The organism is Enterococcus sp. DIV1279b (genome assembly GCF_050531515.1).
GTDB classification, from domain to species: domain Bacteria; phylum Bacillota; class Bacilli; order Lactobacillales; family Enterococcaceae; genus Enterococcus_D; species Enterococcus_D casseliflavus.
In genome coordinates this window covers 1,125,861-1,145,463 of the sequence record NZ_CP172891.1, presented here as the reverse complement: position 1 = coordinate 1,145,463, position 19,603 = coordinate 1,125,861, and the positions used below count along the sequence as shown (strand labels likewise).

The 19,603-nt window shown below is 41.7% G+C and carries 21 protein-coding genes and 1 pseudogene; 1 reads left to right on the top strand and 21 read right to left on the bottom strand.

Going from position 1 to position 19,603, the window contains the following annotated elements; translation table 11 throughout:
* Positions 1-100: 100 nt before the first annotated feature.
* Positions 101-757 (top strand): Crp/Fnr family transcriptional regulator, encoded by a 657-nt coding sequence (locus tag IGI71_RS05380; RefSeq protein ID WP_061054390.1) that lies wholly within the window; start codon positions 101-103, stop codon positions 755-757.
* Between the two features lie 144 nt (positions 758-901).
* Here the strand turns inward: IGI71_RS05380 and IGI71_RS05375 are convergent, their stop codons facing one another.
* The 21 genes and pseudogenes from IGI71_RS05375 to IGI71_RS05275 all read right to left on the bottom strand — a co-directional run bounded on the left by IGI71_RS05375 (position 902) and on the right by IGI71_RS05275 (position 19,477).
* Complete coding sequence (locus tag IGI71_RS05375) at positions 902-1,507, bottom strand: SIS domain-containing protein (RefSeq protein ID WP_194186025.1); 606 nt, start codon at positions 1,505-1,507, stop codon at positions 902-904.
* 14 nt (positions 1,508-1,521) lie between these two features.
* Entirely contained in the window at positions 1,522-2,016 is a 495-nt protein-coding gene (locus IGI71_RS05370; protein ID WP_121261871.1) for a PTS sugar transporter subunit IIB, read from the bottom strand.
* Positions 2,013-3,095, bottom strand: a complete 1,083-nt coding sequence (locus IGI71_RS05365) for a PucR family transcriptional regulator (RefSeq protein ID WP_016608203.1) — start codon at positions 3,093-3,095, stop codon at positions 2,013-2,015. The genes IGI71_RS05370 and IGI71_RS05365 overlap by 4 nt, the downstream gene beginning before the upstream one ends.
* 72 nt (positions 3,096-3,167) lie before the next feature.
* Positions 3,168-4,064 carry a 4-hydroxy-tetrahydrodipicolinate synthase gene (gene dapA, locus IGI71_RS05360; RefSeq protein ID WP_121261875.1) on the bottom strand — a complete coding sequence of 299 codons (897 nt, stop codon included), beginning with the start codon at positions 4,062-4,064 and terminating at the stop codon, positions 3,168-3,170.
* A gap of 4 nt (positions 4,065-4,068) precedes the next feature.
* Positions 4,069-4,461, bottom strand: a complete 393-nt coding sequence (locus tag IGI71_RS05355; RefSeq protein WP_228074079.1) for a PTS sugar transporter subunit IIA — start codon at positions 4,459-4,461, stop codon at positions 4,069-4,071.
* Positions 4,462-4,482: 21 nt separating this feature from the next.
* Entirely contained in the window at positions 4,483-5,409 is a 927-nt protein-coding gene (locus IGI71_RS05350; RefSeq protein WP_121261879.1) for a phosphoglycerate dehydrogenase, read from the bottom strand.
* 12 nt (positions 5,410-5,421) lie between these two features.
* A complete protein-coding gene (locus IGI71_RS05345) occupies positions 5,422-6,255 on the bottom strand; it encodes a PTS system mannose/fructose/sorbose family transporter subunit IID (protein ID WP_016621554.1) in 834 nt (277 codons plus the stop codon).
* Positions 6,252-7,001, bottom strand: coding sequence for a PTS mannose/fructose/sorbose/N-acetylgalactosamine transporter subunit IIC (locus tag IGI71_RS05340; RefSeq protein WP_016608209.1), 750 nt, complete (start codon positions 6,999-7,001; stop codon positions 6,252-6,254). Before IGI71_RS05340 ends, IGI71_RS05345 begins: the two co-directional genes overlap by 4 nt.
* Positions 7,002-7,019: 18 nt before the next feature.
* Positions 7,020-7,499, bottom strand: coding sequence for a PTS system mannose/fructose/N-acetylgalactosamine-transporter subunit IIB (locus tag IGI71_RS05335; RefSeq protein WP_016608210.1), 480 nt, complete (start codon positions 7,497-7,499; stop codon positions 7,020-7,022).
* Positions 7,496-8,146, bottom strand: coding sequence for a KDPG and KHG aldolase (locus tag IGI71_RS05330; RefSeq protein ID WP_016608211.1), 651 nt, complete (start codon positions 8,144-8,146; stop codon positions 7,496-7,498). The genes IGI71_RS05335 and IGI71_RS05330 overlap by 4 nt, the downstream gene beginning before the upstream one ends.
* Before the next feature lie 178 nt (positions 8,147-8,324).
* Positions 8,325-8,717: an OsmC family protein gene (locus tag IGI71_RS05325; RefSeq protein WP_121261883.1), complete on the bottom strand. Its 393-nt coding sequence runs from the start codon at positions 8,715-8,717 to the stop codon at positions 8,325-8,327.
* Positions 8,714-9,604 carry an ATP-binding cassette domain-containing protein gene (locus IGI71_RS05320; RefSeq protein WP_002316738.1) on the bottom strand — a complete coding sequence of 297 codons (891 nt, stop codon included), beginning with the start codon at positions 9,602-9,604 and terminating at the stop codon, positions 8,714-8,716. Before IGI71_RS05320 ends, IGI71_RS05325 begins: the two co-directional genes overlap by 4 nt.
* Positions 9,604-10,482, bottom strand: a complete 879-nt coding sequence (locus tag IGI71_RS05315; RefSeq protein WP_121261885.1) for an ABC transporter ATP-binding protein — start codon at positions 10,480-10,482, stop codon at positions 9,604-9,606. Before IGI71_RS05315 ends, IGI71_RS05320 begins: the two co-directional genes overlap by 1 nt.
* A 3-nt stretch (positions 10,483-10,485) precedes the next feature.
* Positions 10,486-11,316 (bottom strand): ABC transporter permease, encoded by an 831-nt coding sequence (locus IGI71_RS05310; RefSeq protein ID WP_010747808.1) that lies wholly within the window; start codon positions 11,314-11,316, stop codon positions 10,486-10,488.
* Positions 11,316-12,275 (bottom strand): ABC transporter permease, encoded by a 960-nt coding sequence (locus IGI71_RS05305; protein WP_002307597.1) that lies wholly within the window; start codon positions 12,273-12,275, stop codon positions 11,316-11,318. Before IGI71_RS05305 ends, IGI71_RS05310 begins: the two co-directional genes overlap by 1 nt.
* A gap of 72 nt (positions 12,276-12,347) precedes the next feature.
* Positions 12,348-13,928, bottom strand: coding sequence for an ABC transporter substrate-binding protein (locus IGI71_RS05300; protein WP_121261888.1), 1,581 nt, complete (start codon positions 13,926-13,928; stop codon positions 12,348-12,350).
* A gap of 51 nt (positions 13,929-13,979) precedes the next feature.
* Positions 13,980-14,810 (bottom strand): MetQ/NlpA family ABC transporter substrate-binding protein, encoded by an 831-nt coding sequence (locus IGI71_RS05295; protein ID WP_015509329.1) that lies wholly within the window; start codon positions 14,808-14,810, stop codon positions 13,980-13,982.
* Positions 14,811-15,066: 256 nt separating this feature from the next.
* Positions 15,067-16,161, bottom strand: a complete 1,095-nt coding sequence (locus IGI71_RS05290) for an aminotransferase class I/II-fold pyridoxal phosphate-dependent enzyme (RefSeq protein ID WP_194186028.1) — start codon at positions 16,159-16,161, stop codon at positions 15,067-15,069.
* Positions 16,151-17,350 (bottom strand): annotated as a pseudogene (locus tag IGI71_RS05285) (MalY/PatB family protein). The gene IGI71_RS05290 and the pseudogene IGI71_RS05285 overlap by 11 nt, the downstream one beginning before the upstream one ends.
* A complete protein-coding gene (locus IGI71_RS05280; RefSeq protein ID WP_010747802.1) occupies positions 17,340-18,308 on the bottom strand; it encodes a homoserine O-succinyltransferase in 969 nt (322 codons plus the stop codon). Before IGI71_RS05280 ends, IGI71_RS05285 begins: the two are co-directional and overlap by 11 nt.
* Positions 18,309-18,706: 398 nt before the next feature.
* Positions 18,707-19,477 (bottom strand): C39 family peptidase, encoded by a 771-nt coding sequence (locus IGI71_RS05275; RefSeq protein ID WP_194186030.1) that lies wholly within the window; start codon positions 19,475-19,477, stop codon positions 18,707-18,709.
* Between the last annotated feature and the right edge of the window lie 126 nt (positions 19,478-19,603).

The window sequence follows — 19,603 nt, the reverse complement described above, 5'->3', positions numbered from 1 at the left end:
CTTTTTCACCAGAAATGTCTTTTAATGAAGCATGAATAGAGGAAATTTCAGATTTTTTTCAGAAAATGTTGGGTTGGCATGAAGTGAAGGAGTAACGTGGGTGGAGAAACAGATATTACGTGATTATTTAGAAAAACAAGCAATACCGGTCGTTATCCGTAAGAAAAAGAGTTACTTGACATATGAAGGCATCCCGGATCGGTACGTCTATATTTTAAAAAAAGGCATCATCAAAACTAGCGTAGTGACCCATGAAGGGCGCGAATTCAACTTGCGCTATTTGACGGATTTTGAGATCGTCTCTTTGTTTAAAGACGAATCCTCTCAAGAAGTCGAAGCCCCTTTTAATGTGCGGGTTGAATCAGAAGAAGCCGAATTATACAAAATTGTGCGGGATCAATTTTGGGCAGATGTCAATCGTGATCGCCTGCTGCAGGATTATGTCAAAGAGTATTATCGAAGAAACTTGATGGATACGATGAAAAAGATGCAGCAAATGCTGATGAACGGCAAATTTGGTGCTGTCTGTACCCAAATCAATGAGCTGTATGAAACTTTTGGGGTTCAAACAACAGAGGGCGTCTTGATCGACTTTGAAGTCACCAATGAAGAGATCGCTCGCTTTTGCGGCATTACCTCTGCCAGCAGTGTCAATCGAATGATGCAAAAATTACGAGAATCTGGCGCCCTAAAAAGTGTCGATCGCAAACTATTAGTGACAGATATCGACTTTATTCGGGAGAATATTATTTATTGATTTTAGTGTGAATGAGCTATAGATGGAAACTAAATAGTAAAAGCATATAAAATGACAGGCACAACACTGCAATGAGTAAACTCATCATCGCTATGTTGTGCCTTGTATGGTATTTGTGTATCGCTGTATTTACTAATCAGTTTCTCAGTAGATACAAGATTCGCTCTTTTTCGATAAATGTTCCCCGATACTTCCAGCAGGATGCCATTTTAAATAAGTCTGAGCATCTAATTGCTTTTCTTCCTGCAGTAATATGGATAACTCTTGGATAACCATCATCTGAGCAAGAATCGAAGCTCTTGGCGGTTTGTTTAAATCATCCCCTTCTCTCACTACTTTTACAGTGATCGCATGTGTCGATAACTTAGCCATTGAAGAAGATGCATTACTAGAGATTGTTATAATCTTGGCATGATTATTTTTTAGCACTTGCAAAGTAGCAATCATTTCTTTCGTTTCTCCACTGTTTGAAATAGCGATCACTACATCATTTTCAGCAACCTGCCCACTTGAACCATGTACCGCCTCCGTACCATCCAAATAGTATGCAGGTGTACCAGTGGATGACAATAGTGATGCGCCATAGGCAGCAACATATGAAGGTTTTCCGATTCCTGTTAAATGAATACGTCCATTCTGCAATTCGCATCCCAATATTTCTTGGACAACTTTTTTCAAATCAGAATCATTCACGTTGCTAATCACACTGTTTATTGCCAGCTGGGCACTTTCTTTGTATTCCTTCAGCATCGTTGTTCACCTCCCTAAATTCTTATTTGTTCAAAAATACTATACTCCTTTACGTCCATTGGAGTTGTTTGGTAGTAAAAACGAATACCATTTTTCTGTAATTCGCGTATTTTCTGCAAATCTTTATCATCATAATAATAATCTAGCTTCTTAATCAAAAACCTACTTGCTGGATATGGTACTTGTACTTCTCTAAGCGGATAGCCGTTTTGATAAGCGGAATAAACATCAGAAATTTTTTTGAAAAGCAATATGATGTTTACTTTTCTCCCATCGGTATCCTTCTCTAATTCTTGATGAAAGGCTAATAACTGATCTGCAGAAAGTATCTTTACATTGATTGTTGAAGGTAAAGATAACTGAAGTACTTGTTCGAAAAATAGATCTCCTTTACTTTTTTCATCAACGATAATAATTTGACTCGCATTGACAAACCTGCTCCAATTTAACGCTACTGTCGCATGAAGCAATCGATTATCGACACGAACTAACTTTACTTTCCCGCTCATAGCTGCCCACCTGCCTGCTCTTGCTTTTGATCATTCTTAAACAGCTTAGAAAGCATGTAAAAAAGAACTTTCCCTTGGAACGTTCCCCTTATATCAAGTCCAAATTGTTCCTCGTATTTCTTTAGCTTATAAACGAGTGTGTTCTTATGAACAAAAAGTTTCTCTGCAGCCTGTGTGACATTATAGTCTGCTTGAAACAAACCGTCGGCAATCATCACCATTTCATCAATCTCACTTGTTGAAATAGTTTCGTAGTAATAGTTAAAGGTTTGATTTACTTTACTTTCAATTAAATATGAAACAAAAAAATCAACTTGATAGTCTTCAAAAAAGACAGTTTGATTGACCGCTATTCTTTTTTGATGGGTTAGCCACAAGCAAGCCTCATAACTCTGTTTATAATAGGAGAGTTTATTTTGAACAGATCCTACATAATACCTGCACTCTGCGAGTCCCCAATCTTTTAATTCCTCAATAAAGGAAGTAATTACTTCTTTTACCATTCCCATCTTGATTGATTGAGGTAAGGTTTTGAAAAGTAGGAGCCTTTTTGAATCTAATAACGCTAGAATCGTTCCTTTATGCTCTGTTCGATATTTCAGACGTTTCACTTCTTCTGCTTCAAACCCTCGGTTACTGCATATCAGTACTGCCACTCGTGGAAGCGTCCAGTCAATTTTCATTTCCTGCATCAATTCTTTTGTCGCTTGCAAATCCATCTTCTCTTCATCAAGCAATAATTTGATAAGCTGTTCGTCTAAACTAGCATTCATCTGTAAAAATTCGTCAGCTAGTTCATATTCTATTCGAGTAGCTAAGGACTGTGCGAGTAATCTACCGACAATTTCAATTTCGGAGTCTTCACTATAGACCCAAAGATAACCAAAATTCTGCTTTTTAACATGAACTTTGAAGAAGAGATTTCTCTTATCAGCGCTATGCAAAGGAATAATATTTCCAATCAAATTTTTTTCACTGCTGAATTTGATCCTTCCAGAATCATCTAGCAAGCCGATTACGTAATTGCGGTAGTCTTTGACGACTAAAATAAACTCATAAAAGATTTGTTCTAATTTCACTCTCGTCACCCTGTTTCATGAAATAATAGGTTTTAAACATTCTACCATTTTTGCAACAGTGTCTTGCTAATACTATAAAATATTTTGATTGCGAAATTCCTCAATCAACGTCTGGACTTTGTTCTGATCATCTGCGCTTAGTTCATTTACAGGTTTTCTTGCTGGGCCTACTTGTGCAATGCCTGCTTGTTCTACGGCATACTTCAATACCGAAGGAACACTTCCAAGAGGCAAAATACTTCTTAGTGACTCTATATGATTTTGATAGTTTCGGACTTTTGTCTCATTGCCTTCTCTTAAAGATTTATCTAACTGAACAAGGCTTTTTGTTAGAAGATTACTCGTTCCTGCAATAGCTCCTGATGCGCCTAATTGATACCCATCACTAATTCTCGAATCTGATCCCACTAGAACATCGATACCAGTTTCTTTACCTACTGACAGAAATGACTTTAATGTTTCTAAGTCCCCACTACTGTCTTTGATTGCTTGAATATTCCCGACAGCTTTCAACTCTTCGAGCAAGGAGGGAGAAATATTGCAGCCTGTATTCTTGGGAATGTTATAAAGAACGATAGGTATTCGAACCGATTGGGCAATCTCTTTAAAATAACCCAGTAACTCTTGTTGACTCGGTGTAATGAAATAAGGAGTAACAATAGATAATGCATCGACTCCTAAAGCTTCGGCTTCTCGGGACAGCCAGACTGCTTCTTTTGTTGCGCATGATCCAGTTCCAGCAAATACAGGAACGCGATGATCGGTTACTTCTACAACAAATTTTAGAAATGCTTTTTTTTCTTCCCTAGATAGTAGATGAAATTCACCATTGCTTCCTAAGGGAAAAATCCCTTGAACACCACAACTTATAAGATGCTCTATTAGTTCTTCTGCTGCCGAATAGTTAATCGCTTGTTCAGAATTTCTGTAAAAAGGGGTTAAAATTGGAGTGATGATGCCCTCGAACATAGTGTTAGTCCTCCTCAACTACTTGATTTGTATAGACAATGGCTTGCTGTGCCGATGCAATAAATTGCTGCATGATTTCAGTGTCTGACTGCTGATCCTTACTCATATACACTTCAATGAATAACGGCATACTAAGTCCTGCTATTACATGGTGTCCATATTTTCTGGTTAAAACAGTCAACACATTTGATGGGGTGCCACCAAACAAATCCACTAGAGCAATTGTGGTTCCAGACATTTTTCTTAACAAAGAATCAGCTTGATTCATAAAGTCTTCAAATGATTGTTGTGGAAGAAGTGAAATTGAATAAACATTTTCAAGATTACCTAAAATCATTTCTGCCGAATTTTTTAATTCTTCACCAAATTTTCCATGTGTTGCAATAATTATGTTCATTTCTTTCTCCTCTTTCATATATTACTGGAAATGATTAATAATCTTTTCTGCCGATAAATTACAGGTTCGTTTTTCTGCCTCTTCTGTTCGTGCTCCTATATGAGAAGTAAGATAAAAATTATCAAGTGTTATTAATTTATCTCCACATTGCGGGGGCTCCTTTGAAAAAACATCAAAGCAAGCTCTGCGAATTTTACCCTGTGTCAAGGCTTCATACAAGGCTTCTTCATCAACAATTCCTCCCCGAGCCGTATTTATTAAGCAAGCACTTTTCTTCATTTTTTCAAATGCCGTCTGTGAGAACATGTTTTTAGTTTCGTCTACGAGAGGAAGATGTAAAGACAGATAGTCCGCATGTAAAAGTATTTCTTCAAATGAAGCCTCATTAACCGCTGATTTTTTTAATTCATTTTCTTTGATTGGAAGAATATCTTGAACGAGGACCTTCATTCCTAAACTCAAGGCAATTTCAGCTAATCTTTTCCCGATCGCTCCATAACCAACAATTCCTAAAACTTTGCCTGAAATTTCATATCCTGTCGGCTTGTTCCAAAAACCGTCCTTGACTTCTGTGATATTTCTATAGAGATTTTTCGCATCCAAAAACATCAATGCAGCAACATGTTCAGCGACTGCATTCGTATTTGTTCCCAAAGTTCTTTCTACGACGATTCCTTTCTCCTTGCAAAAATCAGTATCGATATTATCAATACCTACACCAAATTTGCATATAATTTTTAGTCTGGGACAAGCTTCTAAAAATGAACGATCGATGTCGTCCACTCCCACAATTAACGCATCAGCGTCTTGGGATTTTTTTAGAAGTTCTTCTTTGGAATACGCTCTTCCAGTATCATTGTAATCCACGGTAAAACCAGCTTTTTCTAAAACTACTATTTCTTCTAAACCATAGGACGAAAAGCCTCTAGGCGTTATGACTAGCTTCATCTTGATTCTCCTTTATATAATTCCCAAAAATGTCAGTAAAATAGCAAATACCATTGTTACCAGAATGATCTGCAAATATTTTGGGCCGCGTTTAATAATATAAAAGTACATAGCCATTACTAAGAAAAACGGCAACATATTTGGCAAAATATCATTTAATAGCTCTTGTACTTTAACCGTCTCTGTGTCGCTGACAAATTCCAACGCTGTGGAGAAATTGACATAGGCTGCCGAAAGACAACCAATCATAAAGAGCCCAACAATACTTGCTATATCGATCACCTTTTTGATCATTCCAGAGTTTAAAATATTCAACACGGAATTCTTTCCAAATGTATATCCTTTGTTAAACAAAAGCCAAGACCAGCCAAACGACCAGGCAAGATAAATCAATCCTGGAATAAAAGCAGCAATAACTGAACCATTAAGAGCCATCGGAACAAAAATAGCTAATGGGATGGTTGCTACAATCCCTTGATCCACACTATCCCCAATACCAGCCAAAGGTCCCATCAATCCAATTTTTAAAGACTCGATGATTTCCGGTGTTATTTCTTCATTTCCATTTGCCCTTTGCTCTTCAAGAGAGATAACAATTCCATGAATTATACTTCCCCAGTCACAATTCGTATTAAACATTTGAACATGGCGTTGCATGGCAGCTTGCAATTCATCTGGATCATTTGCATATAGCTTTCTTAGAATCTTATTTAGAGAATAACTGAATGCTAATGCTTGCATCCTATCAAAACTAACAGGTACTTCTACTGCTAAGCACCATTTCCACCATGCCTTAAGCAGATCCATGCGGGTAATTTTCTTTTCAATGACTACATCTTGATTCATGCGTATTCCTCCTCATCAGAACTTTGTTTATATAACGAAGAAATCATTGCGATACATACAGCAAAAACGGCACCCGTCAGCATAGAAAAGCCCAAAACGGAATAAGCAAAGAAACCAATGACAAAAAATGGTAAATATTGCTTTTTCCCCATAACAACTAGCGTTAGCGCAAATCCTAATGCAGGTAGCATACCACCAGCATTTGAAAGTCCATTCATCAACCATTCGGGAATAATATTAATAAATGCTTGAACCACATTTGCTCCAAACATAGTCGCTACAAATACGGGAGTGAAATACAGTAAACCATTAGTCAACCAAGGAATGACGAATGAAAACAATGATAACCGTTCATATTGATGCTCAGAAACAAATTTATCCGCTTGGGTATTATAAAAGGAATTAATGGTTCTACGTACGTTATTTATCAACACACCCAGTACGCCAAAAGGAACCGCTAATGCAACCGCTGTGTTTGGATCTAGCCCATTTTGTAGAGCTGCAGGAATAGCAATACAAGCAGCTAAGGCACGATCACTGGGAATGTTTCCACCAGCCTCGATCCCTCCCATGTATAGAAGCTGGATCGTCGCCCCGTAAAGCAATCCAGCTGAAACATCGCCAAAAATCCAGCCAATCACTACTCCGAGTACAACTGGGTTTCTAAAAGCAAACGAAAAATAATACTGTGCTCTTCCCATTGCCAACCAATAAGTAAGACCTACTAAAATCGATGGTATCAACATTTTTTATTTCCCCCTAAGTCATAATTTTGCGACTGCTTTTTTTAGTGGTTCTGATGGATAATCTGGTGTGGTTTGCAAATAAATCGAAATCCCTTTCTTTTCTAAAGCCAAAAGTAGGTCTGCATCGGTCTGATCTAAAGTGATGGCATTATTCACTGCTTTTCTACCCGGACCTCCGCCTAAACCACCAATTTGAATTTCTTTTAAATCTAAGCCGTTCATCACTGTTTTATAAAGTTCTTGCACATTTTTAAATAAAAGCATAATCCGATTACGATCAAACTCCTTATTTTGAAAAGCAAGAACTGCCTGTTCGCTAGACAAAATTCGAATTTTAACACCTTTTGGTGCAGCCATTTTAAATACATCTTGCATAAAGGTATCTTGACTAAGCTGTGTATCAATCGTCACAATTTCATTAATGTCACATTGTTTAAGCCAACGGGTAATTACTTGTCCATGAATCAATCGAAAATCTACTCTTGTTAGTGCGATCATTTAAATCCCTCTTTTCGTATCTTTCTATTTGCTTCAATAATTTTGCAAATCTCTTTGGCATTTGTTTCGATTTCCTCAGATGAACCTTTCGTCAAAAGAGAACCAAAGCCGCAAACATCGACACCGTTTGCAAGCCAATCTCGCAAATTGCTCAAATCAATTCCCCCACTCGCTAGAATAGGCATATCGGGTAAAGGCGTCTTAAATACTTTGGGTAAACGTTCACCGTAAAAATCGGATATCGGAAACGCTTTAATAAATGAAGCACCTAATGTCAATGCTTCAACCGCTTCAGTAAAGCTTGTACAGCCAGGAGCATAAGGAATCTGGTATCGATTACATATTTTTGCGACTTCTTCACTATAATTTGGCGCTATGATAAACTGTGCCTCGTTTAAAATAGCATGACGAGCTGTTTCGCTATCCAGGACAGTCCCAGCGCCAACGATCAGTTTATCTTTGTATTTTTCACGTAACTGCCTTATCATGTTTCCAGCGCTATTTAACGTATAGCTCATCTCCATTACAGGAATTCCGCCACGAATACAGGCTTCGGCAATTTCGCAAGCCCTTTCAAAACTCTCAGTGCGAACAATTGCTAGTGCACCAACTTCAAACATACTTTTTGCGATCATTGTTTTCTTCATCTTTCTCACCTCTGATTAGTATTTTTCCATAATTTCATCAGAAAGAATATATTCATTGCACACAAAAAAAATTGGATTTTTTGTGTGTCAAAGGATATTTAAGAACACAAATCTTTAAAGAATAAAAAAAAACCTGCTTCAACTGTTGAAGCAGGTTTTCAAAAATGGATATTATTTTTTAAATAAACGTCACCGTTTCCGTCACTTCGATCGCTGGATCTAATGATTGGATCACGGGGCAATTTGGTGAAACGAGTTTTAGGCAACGGGTCGCTTTGTCATGGTCGGCTTCAGCGATTTTCGCATAAAACTGAATTTGGATGGCACTGACTGGTTGGGCTTTTTTGTTGTCGTCCCGGTCATAGCTGACTTCGATCTTTTCGATTTCTGCTGTGATTTTTGAATTCTCTAGGACGGATGCGTATACATAGCCGCCGCAAGCAGCGACCGCACTCACCAGCATTTGGACTGGCGAATAGCCTTTTTCCCGTGCTAATACCCAATTGCCAGTTGGGGTCGTCATTTCAAATTTGTCGCTTCCTTGCTGGATCGTCAATGTTTCTACTGTCATCGTTTTTCTCTCCTCACAAAATGATCTGGTTCAACTTCGACCCATTCATACAATGGTGTCAAAGTAATCGTGCTTTGAATCTCCGTTTGTTCCATCGCACCTCTTGCTAACACAGGATCAGCGATCGGCGCTGCTGCTAATAATTTCTTCGTGTAAGGATGCAGCGGATTGTCAAACAAACGGTCGGTGGGTGCCAATTCAACTAGTTTCCCTTGATACATGACGGCTGTTCGGTCACTGATATGACGAATCACGGACAAGTCATGGGAAATGAACAAATAGGACAATGAAAATTCTTTTTGCAGACGCAGCAGCAATTGGATGATCTGAGCCTGAATGGAGACATCTAATGCCGAAGTCGGTTCATCACACAAGACGAACGCCGGGCGATTGACCACCGCACGAGCGATGCCGATCCGTTGCCGTTGTCCGCCGCTGAAACTGCGGGGCAGTTTATGGACATCATCACCCGTGATCCCGACGATCGCTAAGATTTCTTTGGCTTTCGCTCGGGCAGCATCTTTCGTTTCATGATACAACGGCTCCATCACCAGTTCAAGTGCCGTCATGCGGGGATTCAATGATGAATACGGATCTTGGAAAATGATCTGCATTTGCTGATACGCTGCTTTGCGATCTTCTGCCGTCAATGCTGTTAGCTCTTTGCCTTCAAAGAAAATCTCCCCGCTTGTTAAGGTCTCTAAATTTAAAATGCTGCGTCCTAAAGTGGTTTTCCCACTCCCTGATTCCCCTACTAGCCCCAATGTCTCGCCCCGATGGATCGTTAGGCTGACATCTTCGACCGCTCGGACTTCACTGACAGTGCCGCGCCAGTTTTTGCTGCGAAAGGTTTTCGTCGCATGTTCTACGCGAATCAGTTCTTCCATTATTCTGTCACCTCCTGATTGCGCCAAACGCGATGGGTCTTAGATAGCTGCGTTTCTTGCAACTCATCTGCCAAAGTCTCATGATAGTCAAAGACTTTTAATTCGGCATGCTTGTCGCCTAAATGGGCCGCTTGCAATAATTGTTTCGTATAAGGATGCGCCGGTTGATAAAAGATTTCTTCTGTGGTGCCTTCTTCCACGACTCGACCTTGATACATCACTTTAATAAAGTCGCACATTCCTGCAACGACCCCAAAGTCATGGGTCACAAGGACGACGGAAAGCTGGTTCTCTCTTTGCAGGTTTTTGATCAATGCCAAAATCTGTGCTTGGATCGTCACATCTAAAGCCGTCGTCGGTTCATCTGCGATCAGCAATTTCGGTTGCGCCAATAAAGCCATGGCGATCATCACCCGCTGACGCATCCCCCCTGATAACTCGTGGGGATATTGTTTCATGCGTTGTGCTGGAAAAGGTATGCCGACCTTCTCTAACTCTTTGACGGCGATTTCTTGTGCTGCTTTTTTCGATACTTTTTGTGAGCGGCGAATCACTTCGATCAAATGATAGCCAATCGTGCGCAAAGGATTTAACGAAGTCATCGGGTCTTGAAAAATCATGGCGATCGGTAAGATTCGACGATCGGTCACTGCTGCTCCTTCAAATGTATAACTCGTATAGTGATCGGTCACCTTATCGGGTAAAAGATCCATGACACTTTTCATGGTCATACTTTTGCCGCTGCCAGATTCGCCGACGATCCCAACCACTTTGCCTTTTGGAATCACTAAATCCAGATTTTTTACTAACGGTTTCGGCCCGGTTTTGCTTTGAAACGTCACATTCAACGCTTCGATCGCTAATAACTCTGTCTTCATCGGTCACACCTCTCTTTGCAAGACATGTTTGATCATGTCGCCGATATTGTTAAAGGAATAGATGGTGAAAATAACAAAAAGCCCGGGAAGGATCGCCATGTATGGTGCCCGCTGTAAGCTGTTTTGCGCGTTTTGCAAAAGACTGCCCCACGAAGCCATCGGTTGCTGAATGCCTAAGCCTAGAAAACTCAAAGCCGATTCGGTCATGATCGCCCCAGAAATACTTGCGGATGCCGCAACGATCAAGGTTGGCAGTACTGCGGGGAAAACATGCTTCACGATAATACTGAATGAAGAACGACCGATAAATTTCCCGTAAGCAACATACTCCCGTTCTTTCGCTGCTAACGTTTCACCACGAATCAAACGAGCGATGTTCATCCATGAAAACCCGCCGATCACAATAATGATCGTGGTTAGTCCAGGACGTAAAAAGACGCTCAAAACGATCACTAACACCAGCCAAGGAATTGATGACAACACATCGACGAGCCGCATCAGCAAGTTATCGATCCATCCGCCAAAGTAGCCAGAAACAAGACCGACAAGGGTCCCGATAAACGTCGCAGTGATCATTGCCAACACACCTACAAACAAGGACACCCGACCGCCGTAGACGACCCGAATAAAGTAATCCCGCCCCACTTCATCAGTCCCAAACAAATGAGCCCAGCTCGGTGGCTGTGACATGTTGCTGACATCCGTTGCATTGGGATCGATCGGGATCAAAGGCGCAACGAGCGATAACACGATCAATAACGTCAAGAAAACGACAGAAAAAGTATAGATGGGCGAAGCAAGCATGACTTCACTGATTTTTTTGAAACGTTTCATTACTTGCTCCCTCCTTTACGGATACGTGGATCAACCACGGAATATAATACATCCGCTAACAAATTCCCTAAGATGACCAGTGTTGCTGACAGCAGCATGATCGCCATGATCACAGGATAATCGAGGCTTTTCGTTGCACTCATCAAGTAAGGTCCGACGCCCGGCCAGCCGTAGATCGTTTCTGTAATGATCGCACCGGTAACTAACATCGGTAACGCCAAGCCGATTTGGGTGACAACGGGAATCAAAATATTGCGACTGATGTGACGACTGAAGATTTGCCATTTGCTGGCGTGGAATGCCCGTTGCACCATCACGTAGTCTTCTGATACTTGCTGAGTCGCTGATGCCCGAATATACCTTGTCAAATCTGGGAAGAAGGCGACAGTCAATGTGATATAAGGCAAAATAAAGTGCTGCAGAAAATCGCCAAAATCCCCTTCTTTGCCGACTGTATACATGCCAATGATTGGGAACATATTCAATAAGTAACCAAATACATAAATCAAGATCATCGCAAACCAGAAGGTCGGCACGGCGATCCCTAGAGATGCCACAGCGTCAATGATCCGATCCCAAATCTTTCCTTTGTTGGCAGCCGCTAACAGACCCAAAATGATCGCCAGCAATAAAGCGGTCAAATATGCAGGGATCACTAGCCGCATCGTATTCGGGATCCGAGTCGCAAGTTCTTGTGAAATGCTGCTTTGAGAAACCAACGAAAAGCCAAGATTACCAGTAAGAACATTTCTGATCCAAAGAAAATATTGAACCAAAAAGGGTTGATCCAAGCCATAGCGCTGCCGCAACAGATCGATTTGCTCTTGTGACATATTCGGTGTCGTGATGGAATCGATCACATCATACGGGGCGATATGTATTAGTGAAAATACGATAAAAGAGATCACAAATAGCAAAGGGATTGCTTGCAATACTCGTTTTGCAATATATCGAAACATAATTGACCTTCTTTCTTTTTCATAGAAAAAAGCTGTGATAAAAAAGATTCCTCTTTATCACAGCCAATGGATTTACTTGATTGTCAATTTAGACATATCTTCGAATGTATAGATTGGGATCAAGCCTGCATCTTCTACATTACCAATTCGGTTATTGACCGCTAAGATTTTCTTGTTGTCAACGATTGGGTAAATGATCGCTTCGTCAGCAATGGCTTTTTGCAGATCATCGTACAATGCTTCACGCTTGTCTGTGTCCAATTCAACTGCTGCTTGCGCAAACAAATTGTCAATGGTTTCGCTATTGCTTTGGAAGTAGTTGGCACTGCCGCCAGTTTCGAATAAACTGCCGTATAAGTCAGGGTCATTCCCCATGATATACCCGCCAAGGAACAGGTTGTATTTCGTTGAATCAGGTTTTTTCAACTCAGTGAAGATCGCAGTACCATCGCCCCCTTCAAGGGTAACTGTAATGCCTGCTTGTTGCAATTGTTGTTGGATCAACGTAGCTTGGATCGTTTGAGCTGGGTCAGTTGAGTTGAAGGCCAAGTTCAATGACAAATCAGTGACACCTGCTTCTTGTAAAAGCTCTTTTGCTTTTTCAGCATTTGTTTCATATTTCTCGACATCTTCGGTAACGTATGGATTGTTCGGTGGTAAGAATGAATACGGTGTTGCATAATAGTCTTCATCTAAATACGCTGCTTGATTTAATTCATCTTTGTTCAAAGCATACAAGACTGCTTGACGAACCTTCACATCTTGTAATGCATCTGAATGAGTATTTAAGCCTAAGTATCCGATGCGGTTTTCTGTATAGGGATAAACAGAAATTTGCGTATCATCTAAGTCTTCAATATCTGAAGGCAAAACAACGGCTGCGTCAACTTCCCCTTTTTGCAAAGCAACTTTGGCCGTATCAGTACTTTCAATGATCCGCAAGGTCACGTTTTGAATCGAAGGCTTGCCGCCATAATAGTTTTCATTGGCTTCAAAAGTAAAGTACTCACCACGTTTGTATTCTTTCAATTGATATGGACCCGTACCAACTGGTTTTTCAGGCAGTTCACTGACCGAAAAGTCGCTAACATCTTTAAAGATGTGCTCTGGAATGATGTATGTTTCGGTTGCGATATTGCTGATTGCTGCTGCACTCGGTGTTGGCAACACAAATTTCACGGTGTATTCATCCACTTTTTCGATCGCGATCGGCTGGTCGTCGACCCAAAGCGAATCGGCATTGCCATTTTCTTTTTTGACTTTTTGTTCATACGTGAAAACAACGTCATCGGCAGTAAAATCTTCGCCATCTGACCATTTGACATCTTGTTTCAAATGCACGGTCAATGAAAGGCCGTCTTCCGCCGGTTCCACTGATTCCGCTAACGCATTTTTCGTCGTTCCATCTGCTTCCACTGTAACGAGTGGAGAATAGATCATGTTTGTCACTGTCAAGCCCCAGCGATCACTGGTGTTGATCGGGTTGGTGGACGATGGGTCCCCGCTGATGGCATAAGTGAATGTTGCATCATCGCCAGTACCAGCTGCACTACTGGTTGCCGTTTCCTCTGTATTTGATCCACCGCAGGCTGCTAGAACGAATCCTAGTCCGACGACGGCAACACTTGCTAAACCTTTTTTCCAATTGATCATTTTTCCATCCTACTTCCTGTTCCTATATAATTATAGTAGATTTTTTGCTTTTTATTCCCAAACAGGGATACTTGATTTCTTGGTAACTTCGTCAATAATTGCTTTTACTTCATCGGTCTGGTAATACGCTACGACCGTTTGGTACACATCATTTTCTGCTTCGTCTGCTCGCGCAGCAATGACATTATAATAGGGCGTGGAGGAGTCAGCCACAGGTTCTAAGAAAATCGCATCTTCTGTAGGAACCAAGCCAGCATCGACTGCCATGCCGTTGTTGATCAAAGAGATGTCGACATCGGTCATTGCCCGAGCCGTTTGATTGGAATCAAGCAGCTCAAATTTCAAGGCTTTGGGATTCTCAGTGACATCACTCGTTGTTGGCAGTAACCCTTTTGATTCATCCAAAGTGATCAAACCGGCCGTTTGTAAGAGTAATAGTGCGCGGCTTTCATTTGACACATCATTGGGTAAAGCCACCGTAGCACCATCTGCCAATTCGCTGACATCAGTGATTTTATCGGAATAAATACCAAGTGGGTTTAATGTCGTATACGCAATCGTCGTGTTGGAATAACCACTTTCTTCGTTGACATTATCCATAAAAATTTCCGTCAATGCTGCGTGAAGATCGATTGACCCATCCTCTAGTGCGACGATTGGTTGGCGATAATCGGTGAACTTCACCAGTTGCAAGTCGATATTTTCGTTTTCCTTCAATTCTTCCTGCACATGTTCCCAAGCTTCATTTTGTTCGCCAACGACACCTAATTTGACGACGGTCGTTTCTTCATCCGCTTGGTTGGTGCCACAGGCAGCCAAGCTAAACAAGGCAAACAGCCCAATCACTCCTGTCGTCAACACATTTACTACATTTCTTTTCATCCCTTTTTTCCCCTTTTGTTCCCTCCTCAGATCAATCGTCCTATTTCCTTGTCGAATGGCCCAACTAGACCAATTTCCCCTCTGTTTCTCAAAACAACCTACTTTTTCAAAGGAGAAATGGTTAATCCCTGTTGCCGTCAACCGAAAACATCGGACTCACTATTCATATGTAGTGTAACTTTATCCTATACAACTAAAACTGTCAATAAAATTACTCTACAAAAGTAAGTTTTTCACTAGCTGATCTGTGGTCGGGTTATTTGAATATCTTCAGTGCATTTTCTAAGTCATCGATCAAATCTTTACTACTTTCGATCCCAATGGAGATCCGTAAAAGATCCGGCGTCAATCCATAAGATTCTCGTACCTCTTGAGGAATATCTGCGTGGGTCTGTGTCGTTGGATACGTGATGAGACTTTCCACACCACCCAGGCTTTCCGCGAAGGTAAAGACCTTTAATGCCGCTAAAAAACTGCTGATTTTGGTTTCATCAAGCACCCGAATACTGATCATCGCCCCTGCATTTGGGTACAGCACCTCTTTGACCGCCGGATGGGCTCGTAAAAAGCGGCCGACTTCCTTGGCGTTGGCTTCCTGTCGTTCAAAGCGCAACGGCAGCGTCTTTAAGCTTCGGATAAATAACCATGTATCAAAGCTGCTCAAGGTCGGGCCCGAAGTATTGGCTAAATAATTCAAGCGCTCCCCTACTTGCGCATCTTTGGCGATGACGACGCCAGCCAAAATATCATTGTGACCTGATAAGAACTTGGTGCCTGAATGGATCACTAGATCCGCGCCTTCTTCTAAGGGCAACTGCCGTAACGGCGTCAAAAAGGTATTATCTACGATCAGTAGCGCCCCATGGTCGTGAGCAAGTTTGGCGGTTTCAGCAATATCCGTCACGGTCATCAAAGGATTCGTTGGGGTCTCTAAAAAGACAGCCGTTACCTCGTCAGTTAGTTTTTCACTTAATTCTGTTACAGTGCTGAAGGTATCGAAGAATGCCCGTTGGATTTTTTCCAATTCCGCAAAATAGCGAAAGCTACCGCCATACAAATCACGAGAAACCAAAAAGCGACTCCCGCTGGTAAATAAGTCAAAAATCAAAGCGATCGCACTCATGCCAGAGCTGGTCACTACTGCCCGAGCTCCTTTTTCTAATTCAGCAAGACCTGCTTCTAAGATATCACGGGTCGGGTTTTTGGTACGGGTATAATCATAGCCTGTACTTTGCCCTAACTCGGGATGAGCAAAGGTCGTGGAAAGATAGATCGGTGGGCTGATCGCCCCAGTTTGCTGATCCGAATGATTGCCTAATTGTGCCAGAAAAGTTGCTGTATCAATCGTCATGTCGTTCCTCCTTTTTGATTGCCTCGATCATGCGATCAAGGGCTTCTTGAATGATCGTCGGTGTTGTCGCAAGATTCAGACGAATCAAGCCCTGACCGTCTTGAGAAAACCATTCCCCATAGTCGACTGCCAGACCGGCAGTATCTTGGATCACGTGCTTGGTTCGTTCTTTGGCAATGACTTGCCGCAGATCGACCCAGAGAAGATAGGTTCCTTCTAATGGCAGGAGCTCAATTTTGGGAAATGCTTCTTGCAGTTACTGGCGGACCATTTGTTCATTGGCAGCAATCACCAAAAGCAGGTCCGCTAGCCATTGATCCCCCGATTCATACGCGGCTTTCGCAGCCACCAATCCCAAACGATTGACTTCCGTCTGCTTGTATTGTCGGCACCACTCCTCATAGGCTCTGCGCATCTCTAAATCAGGAATCCAAACATGAGAGAGCAATAATCCTGCTAAGTTGAAAGTTTTTGAGGGCGAATCCAGAACGATCAGCTTCTCAAAGCCGACCCCCTGTGCCACTGTCACGGCTGAAACAAATTGCTGCTCACCGAGTATCAGCTCACGATGGATCTCGTCGGCGATCACGACAACCTCATGTTTTTGGCAAATGGCCAATAATTGATGCAGTTCTTTCTCTTGCCAGACCCGCCCTACTGGATTGTGGGGGGAGCAGAGAATAAATAGTTTCACTTTTTCTTCAATGATTTTGGCTTCAAAAGTAGCAAAATCGATTTGATAAAAATTCCCTACCTTTTGCAAGGGTGCTTCTATCAAGCGCCTTTTCGTCTCTTTGATGCTGTCAAAAAAGGGATAATAGACGGGCGGCTGGATCAAGATGCCATCGTCTGGTTCTGTGAAACAATGAAGCAAATCAACCAAAGATTGGACGACCCCTGTGGAAAACGAGAGCCATTTTTCCTCGAATTTCGTCCCCCAGTGGCGATCTTGCCAAGCTTGATAGGCTAAAAAATAGCCTGAGGGGGGAATCGCATAGCCAAAGGTTCCTTGAGCAACCAGTTGCTGCAAGGCTTCTTCCACTGCCTTTGGCGCAGCAAAATCCATATCAGCTACCCATAAAGGCAAAAGCTTTTCTCCTTGGAACCGTTGATCCACAAGATCCCATTTTAAAGAATCAGTGCCTTTTCGCTGTCTAGCATAGTGGGAGAGAAAATGCTCAATCGTCATTGATACTCACCCGACCTTCTGGCTCACTGCCAATTCGGTAACCTTCTTTCGTCGGCGTGACGGACAGGTCATACGGCGTTCGCAAGTAGGTTTCATTGATCCAATTGCTGAAAAACAAAGAGGCATGTCCCCGCCAACGGTTGGTAATTTTTCCGCCTAAACGGTCATAGGCAAAGTAATTTTTGGGCAATGCGGTAGCTAAGCCCCGTTCCATGTCTCGCAAGTACTCTTCATTCAAGGTCGTTGTGTGGTATTCAAAATGCCCTAGCAAGAAGGCATTTTTATGATCTTCTGATACGAAGATGGAAGGCCCTGTTTCAACACCCGCTGCCAAGATTTCTAAAGGCGCTTGGGCGAGCTGGCCCTCATCGATGCCAGTATAGCGCGAATGAGGCGTATAAAAAACGTCGTCAAAACCGCGAACGAGCGGATGAAAATGCGTGACTGCTTGTTCGAAGACACCGAACAACTTGCTTGGGTACAACACTTTGTCGATACCATAATGGTAATAAAGACCTGCTTGTGCACCCCAACAAATATGCAGGACTGAAGTGCAATTCGTCTGGCTCCAATCCATGATCTCTTGCAGTTCTTGCCAATAATCAATGGCTTCAAAGGCCATTTTTTCAACAGGGGCACCAGTGATGATCAAGCCGTCGAATCGTTGGGACTGGATCACTGAGAATTCTTGATAGAACTTTTCCATGTGATCGACAGACGTGTTTTTACTTTCGTGGTACTTCATTTTCAGTAAAGTTACTTCAATTTGCAGCGGACTTTGAGAAAGCAGGCGCAGCAATTGATTTTCTGTGGCGATCTTTTTCGGCATTAAATTGACAATCGCGATCTTCAAGGGACGAATCTCTTGTTTCGCCGCTTTATGCTGCAGTAAGGCAAAGACATTTTCTTTTTGGAGAACCGCTGCAGCGGGTAGTTCTTTGGGAATAATGATCGGCATTGCTTCAACTCCTTACAGATAAATTTCTTGTTGAAAAGAAGGCGAACAGTTTCGGCTGAGAAAAACAAAAAAAGCCGCCCTTTTATCCTTACGGATAAAAGGGACGACTTGATGCGCGTTACCACCCTAATTCGTGCTATTCTCACAAATAACACCTCAACAGTACACTATGATACTTGGCGCTGTAACGGGCGCATGCCGTTTTGCTGGCGTGAACCAACAAAAAAACTCAGAGCTCATCTTCACTGATCACCGCATGTCTCCTTTTTCACCAACCGGAGTCTCTGTACCTTTGTTGATCTGCTACTCTTCTCTTCAACGTTATCGAAATCTTTGTTTAATTTTAAAAAATTATAATTGTTTTTTCATTTACTGTCAACGGCAAGTTTATTTTTTTCTTATAGTTCTTCTAAATATAAATATTGTTGCCCCATTTTTTCATAAATCGTTGCTAAGTCTTCTTTGCTGACTTCACGATCCTTATATCCATAAGGGTCGTTGACATACATCATATCACCATCAATGCCGGTGATCACCACCGAATGGATCAATGCCGTCACAAGGATTTGCCCACTTTTGGTCTCCCATTCAAAGAAATCCGTATCAGCAGGTACTTGTAATTCTAACGTAGCAATCATCCAAACTGGTTTCCCAGATTGCAATACTTTGACGATCTCATCAAAGCTTTTGTCTCGTCCACTAACGACTTCATATTGCTCTTTCACAATTCTTTCGGCAACATCGGTGATCGGCTCAACGTCAACACCCATCGCGCTATCGCCGCCATAAATGTTTCCAACAAAACCTTCTCGTGGATCTCCATGGTGATCGTAATCTTCATAAAGCGGGACATAGGCTAATTCTTCTGCCAATTGATTTTTATTGGTATCAAATCCGTAAAAATTCAAGAGCATCGATAAAGCTGTTACTTCACAGCCATTCCCTAACGCAACTTCATCGAATTGATTTTCTAACGGAACATCTAATTGAATAACCTCACTGTATTCAGGCTCTGGTGTTTGTTCTTCATCCGAAAGTGCTAGTGTCAATTCATCCTCTATCTTTTCAAAGGGGGACTGCCCGTTCTTACTGTCATAAAAAATCAGCAGAAAGAAGAGCATCAAGACGAACATACCTAAAAGTAACCGTTTTAACTTTTTCTTCTTCATCTACTTCCTCCTCTTGTATATTATAACTTATTTCTGTTTATTATTTCACTATAATAAACTTTTTAGGAAGGAGTATTTTCTTAATCTAAACACAAAAAAATAGACCCGTTTAGGCAGCGGGTCTAT

What these genes read in the sequence shown, in the direction of transcription:
- IGI71_RS05375 (WP_194186025.1), bottom strand. Translation starts at nt 1,507, where the DNA reads ATGCTGAAGGAATACAAAGAAAGTGCCCAGCTGGCAATAAACAGTGTG.
- IGI71_RS05370 (WP_121261871.1), bottom strand. Translation starts at nt 2,016, where the DNA reads ATGAGCGGGAAAGTAAAGTTAGTTCGTGTCGATAATCGATTGCTTCAT.
- dapA (WP_121261875.1), bottom strand. Translation starts at nt 4,064, where the DNA reads ATGTTCGAGGGCATCATCACTCCAATTTTAACCCCTTTTTACAGAAAT.
- IGI71_RS05355 (WP_228074079.1), bottom strand. Translation starts at nt 4,461, where the DNA reads ATGAACATAATTATTGCAACACATGGAAAATTTGGTGAAGAATTAAAA.
- IGI71_RS05350 (WP_121261879.1), bottom strand. Translation starts at nt 5,409, where the DNA reads ATGAAGCTAGTCATAACGCCTAGAGGCTTTTCGTCCTATGGTTTAGAA.
- IGI71_RS05345 (WP_016621554.1), bottom strand. Translation starts at nt 6,255, where the DNA reads ATGAATCAAGATGTAGTCATTGAAAAGAAAATTACCCGCATGGATCTG.
- IGI71_RS05340 (WP_016608209.1), bottom strand. Translation starts at nt 7,001, where the DNA reads ATGTTGATACCATCGATTTTAGTAGGTCTTACTTATTGGTTGGCAATG.
- IGI71_RS05335 (WP_016608210.1), bottom strand. Translation starts at nt 7,499, where the DNA reads ATGATCGCACTAACAAGAGTAGATTTTCGATTGATTCATGGACAAGTA.
- IGI71_RS05330 (WP_016608211.1), bottom strand. Translation starts at nt 8,146, where the DNA reads ATGAAGAAAACAATGATCGCAAAAAGTATGTTTGAAGTTGGTGCACTA.
- IGI71_RS05325 (WP_121261883.1), bottom strand. Translation starts at nt 8,717, where the DNA reads ATGACAGTAGAAACATTGACGATCCAGCAAGGAAGCGACAAATTTGAA.
- IGI71_RS05320 (WP_002316738.1), bottom strand. Translation starts at nt 9,604, where the DNA reads ATGGAAGAACTGATTCGCGTAGAACATGCGACGAAAACCTTTCGCAGC.
- IGI71_RS05315 (WP_121261885.1), bottom strand. Translation starts at nt 10,482, where the DNA reads ATGAAGACAGAGTTATTAGCGATCGAAGCGTTGAATGTGACGTTTCAA.
- IGI71_RS05310 (WP_010747808.1), bottom strand. Translation starts at nt 11,316, where the DNA reads ATGAAACGTTTCAAAAAAATCAGTGAAGTCATGCTTGCTTCGCCCATC.
- IGI71_RS05305 (WP_002307597.1), bottom strand. Translation starts at nt 12,275, where the DNA reads ATGTTTCGATATATTGCAAAACGAGTATTGCAAGCAATCCCTTTGCTA.
- IGI71_RS05300 (WP_121261888.1), bottom strand. Translation starts at nt 13,928, where the DNA reads ATGATCAATTGGAAAAAAGGTTTAGCAAGTGTTGCCGTCGTCGGACTA.
- IGI71_RS05295 (WP_015509329.1), bottom strand. Translation starts at nt 14,810, where the DNA reads ATGAAAAGAAATGTAGTAAATGTGTTGACGACAGGAGTGATTGGGCTG.
- IGI71_RS05290 (WP_194186028.1), bottom strand. Translation starts at nt 16,161, where the DNA reads ATGACGATTGATACAGCAACTTTTCTGGCACAATTAGGCAATCATTCG.
- IGI71_RS05280 (WP_010747802.1), bottom strand. Translation starts at nt 18,308, where the DNA reads ATGCCGATCATTATTCCCAAAGAACTACCCGCTGCAGCGGTTCTCCAA.
- IGI71_RS05275 (WP_194186030.1), bottom strand. Translation starts at nt 19,477, where the DNA reads ATGAAGAAGAAAAAGTTAAAACGGTTACTTTTAGGTATGTTCGTCTTG.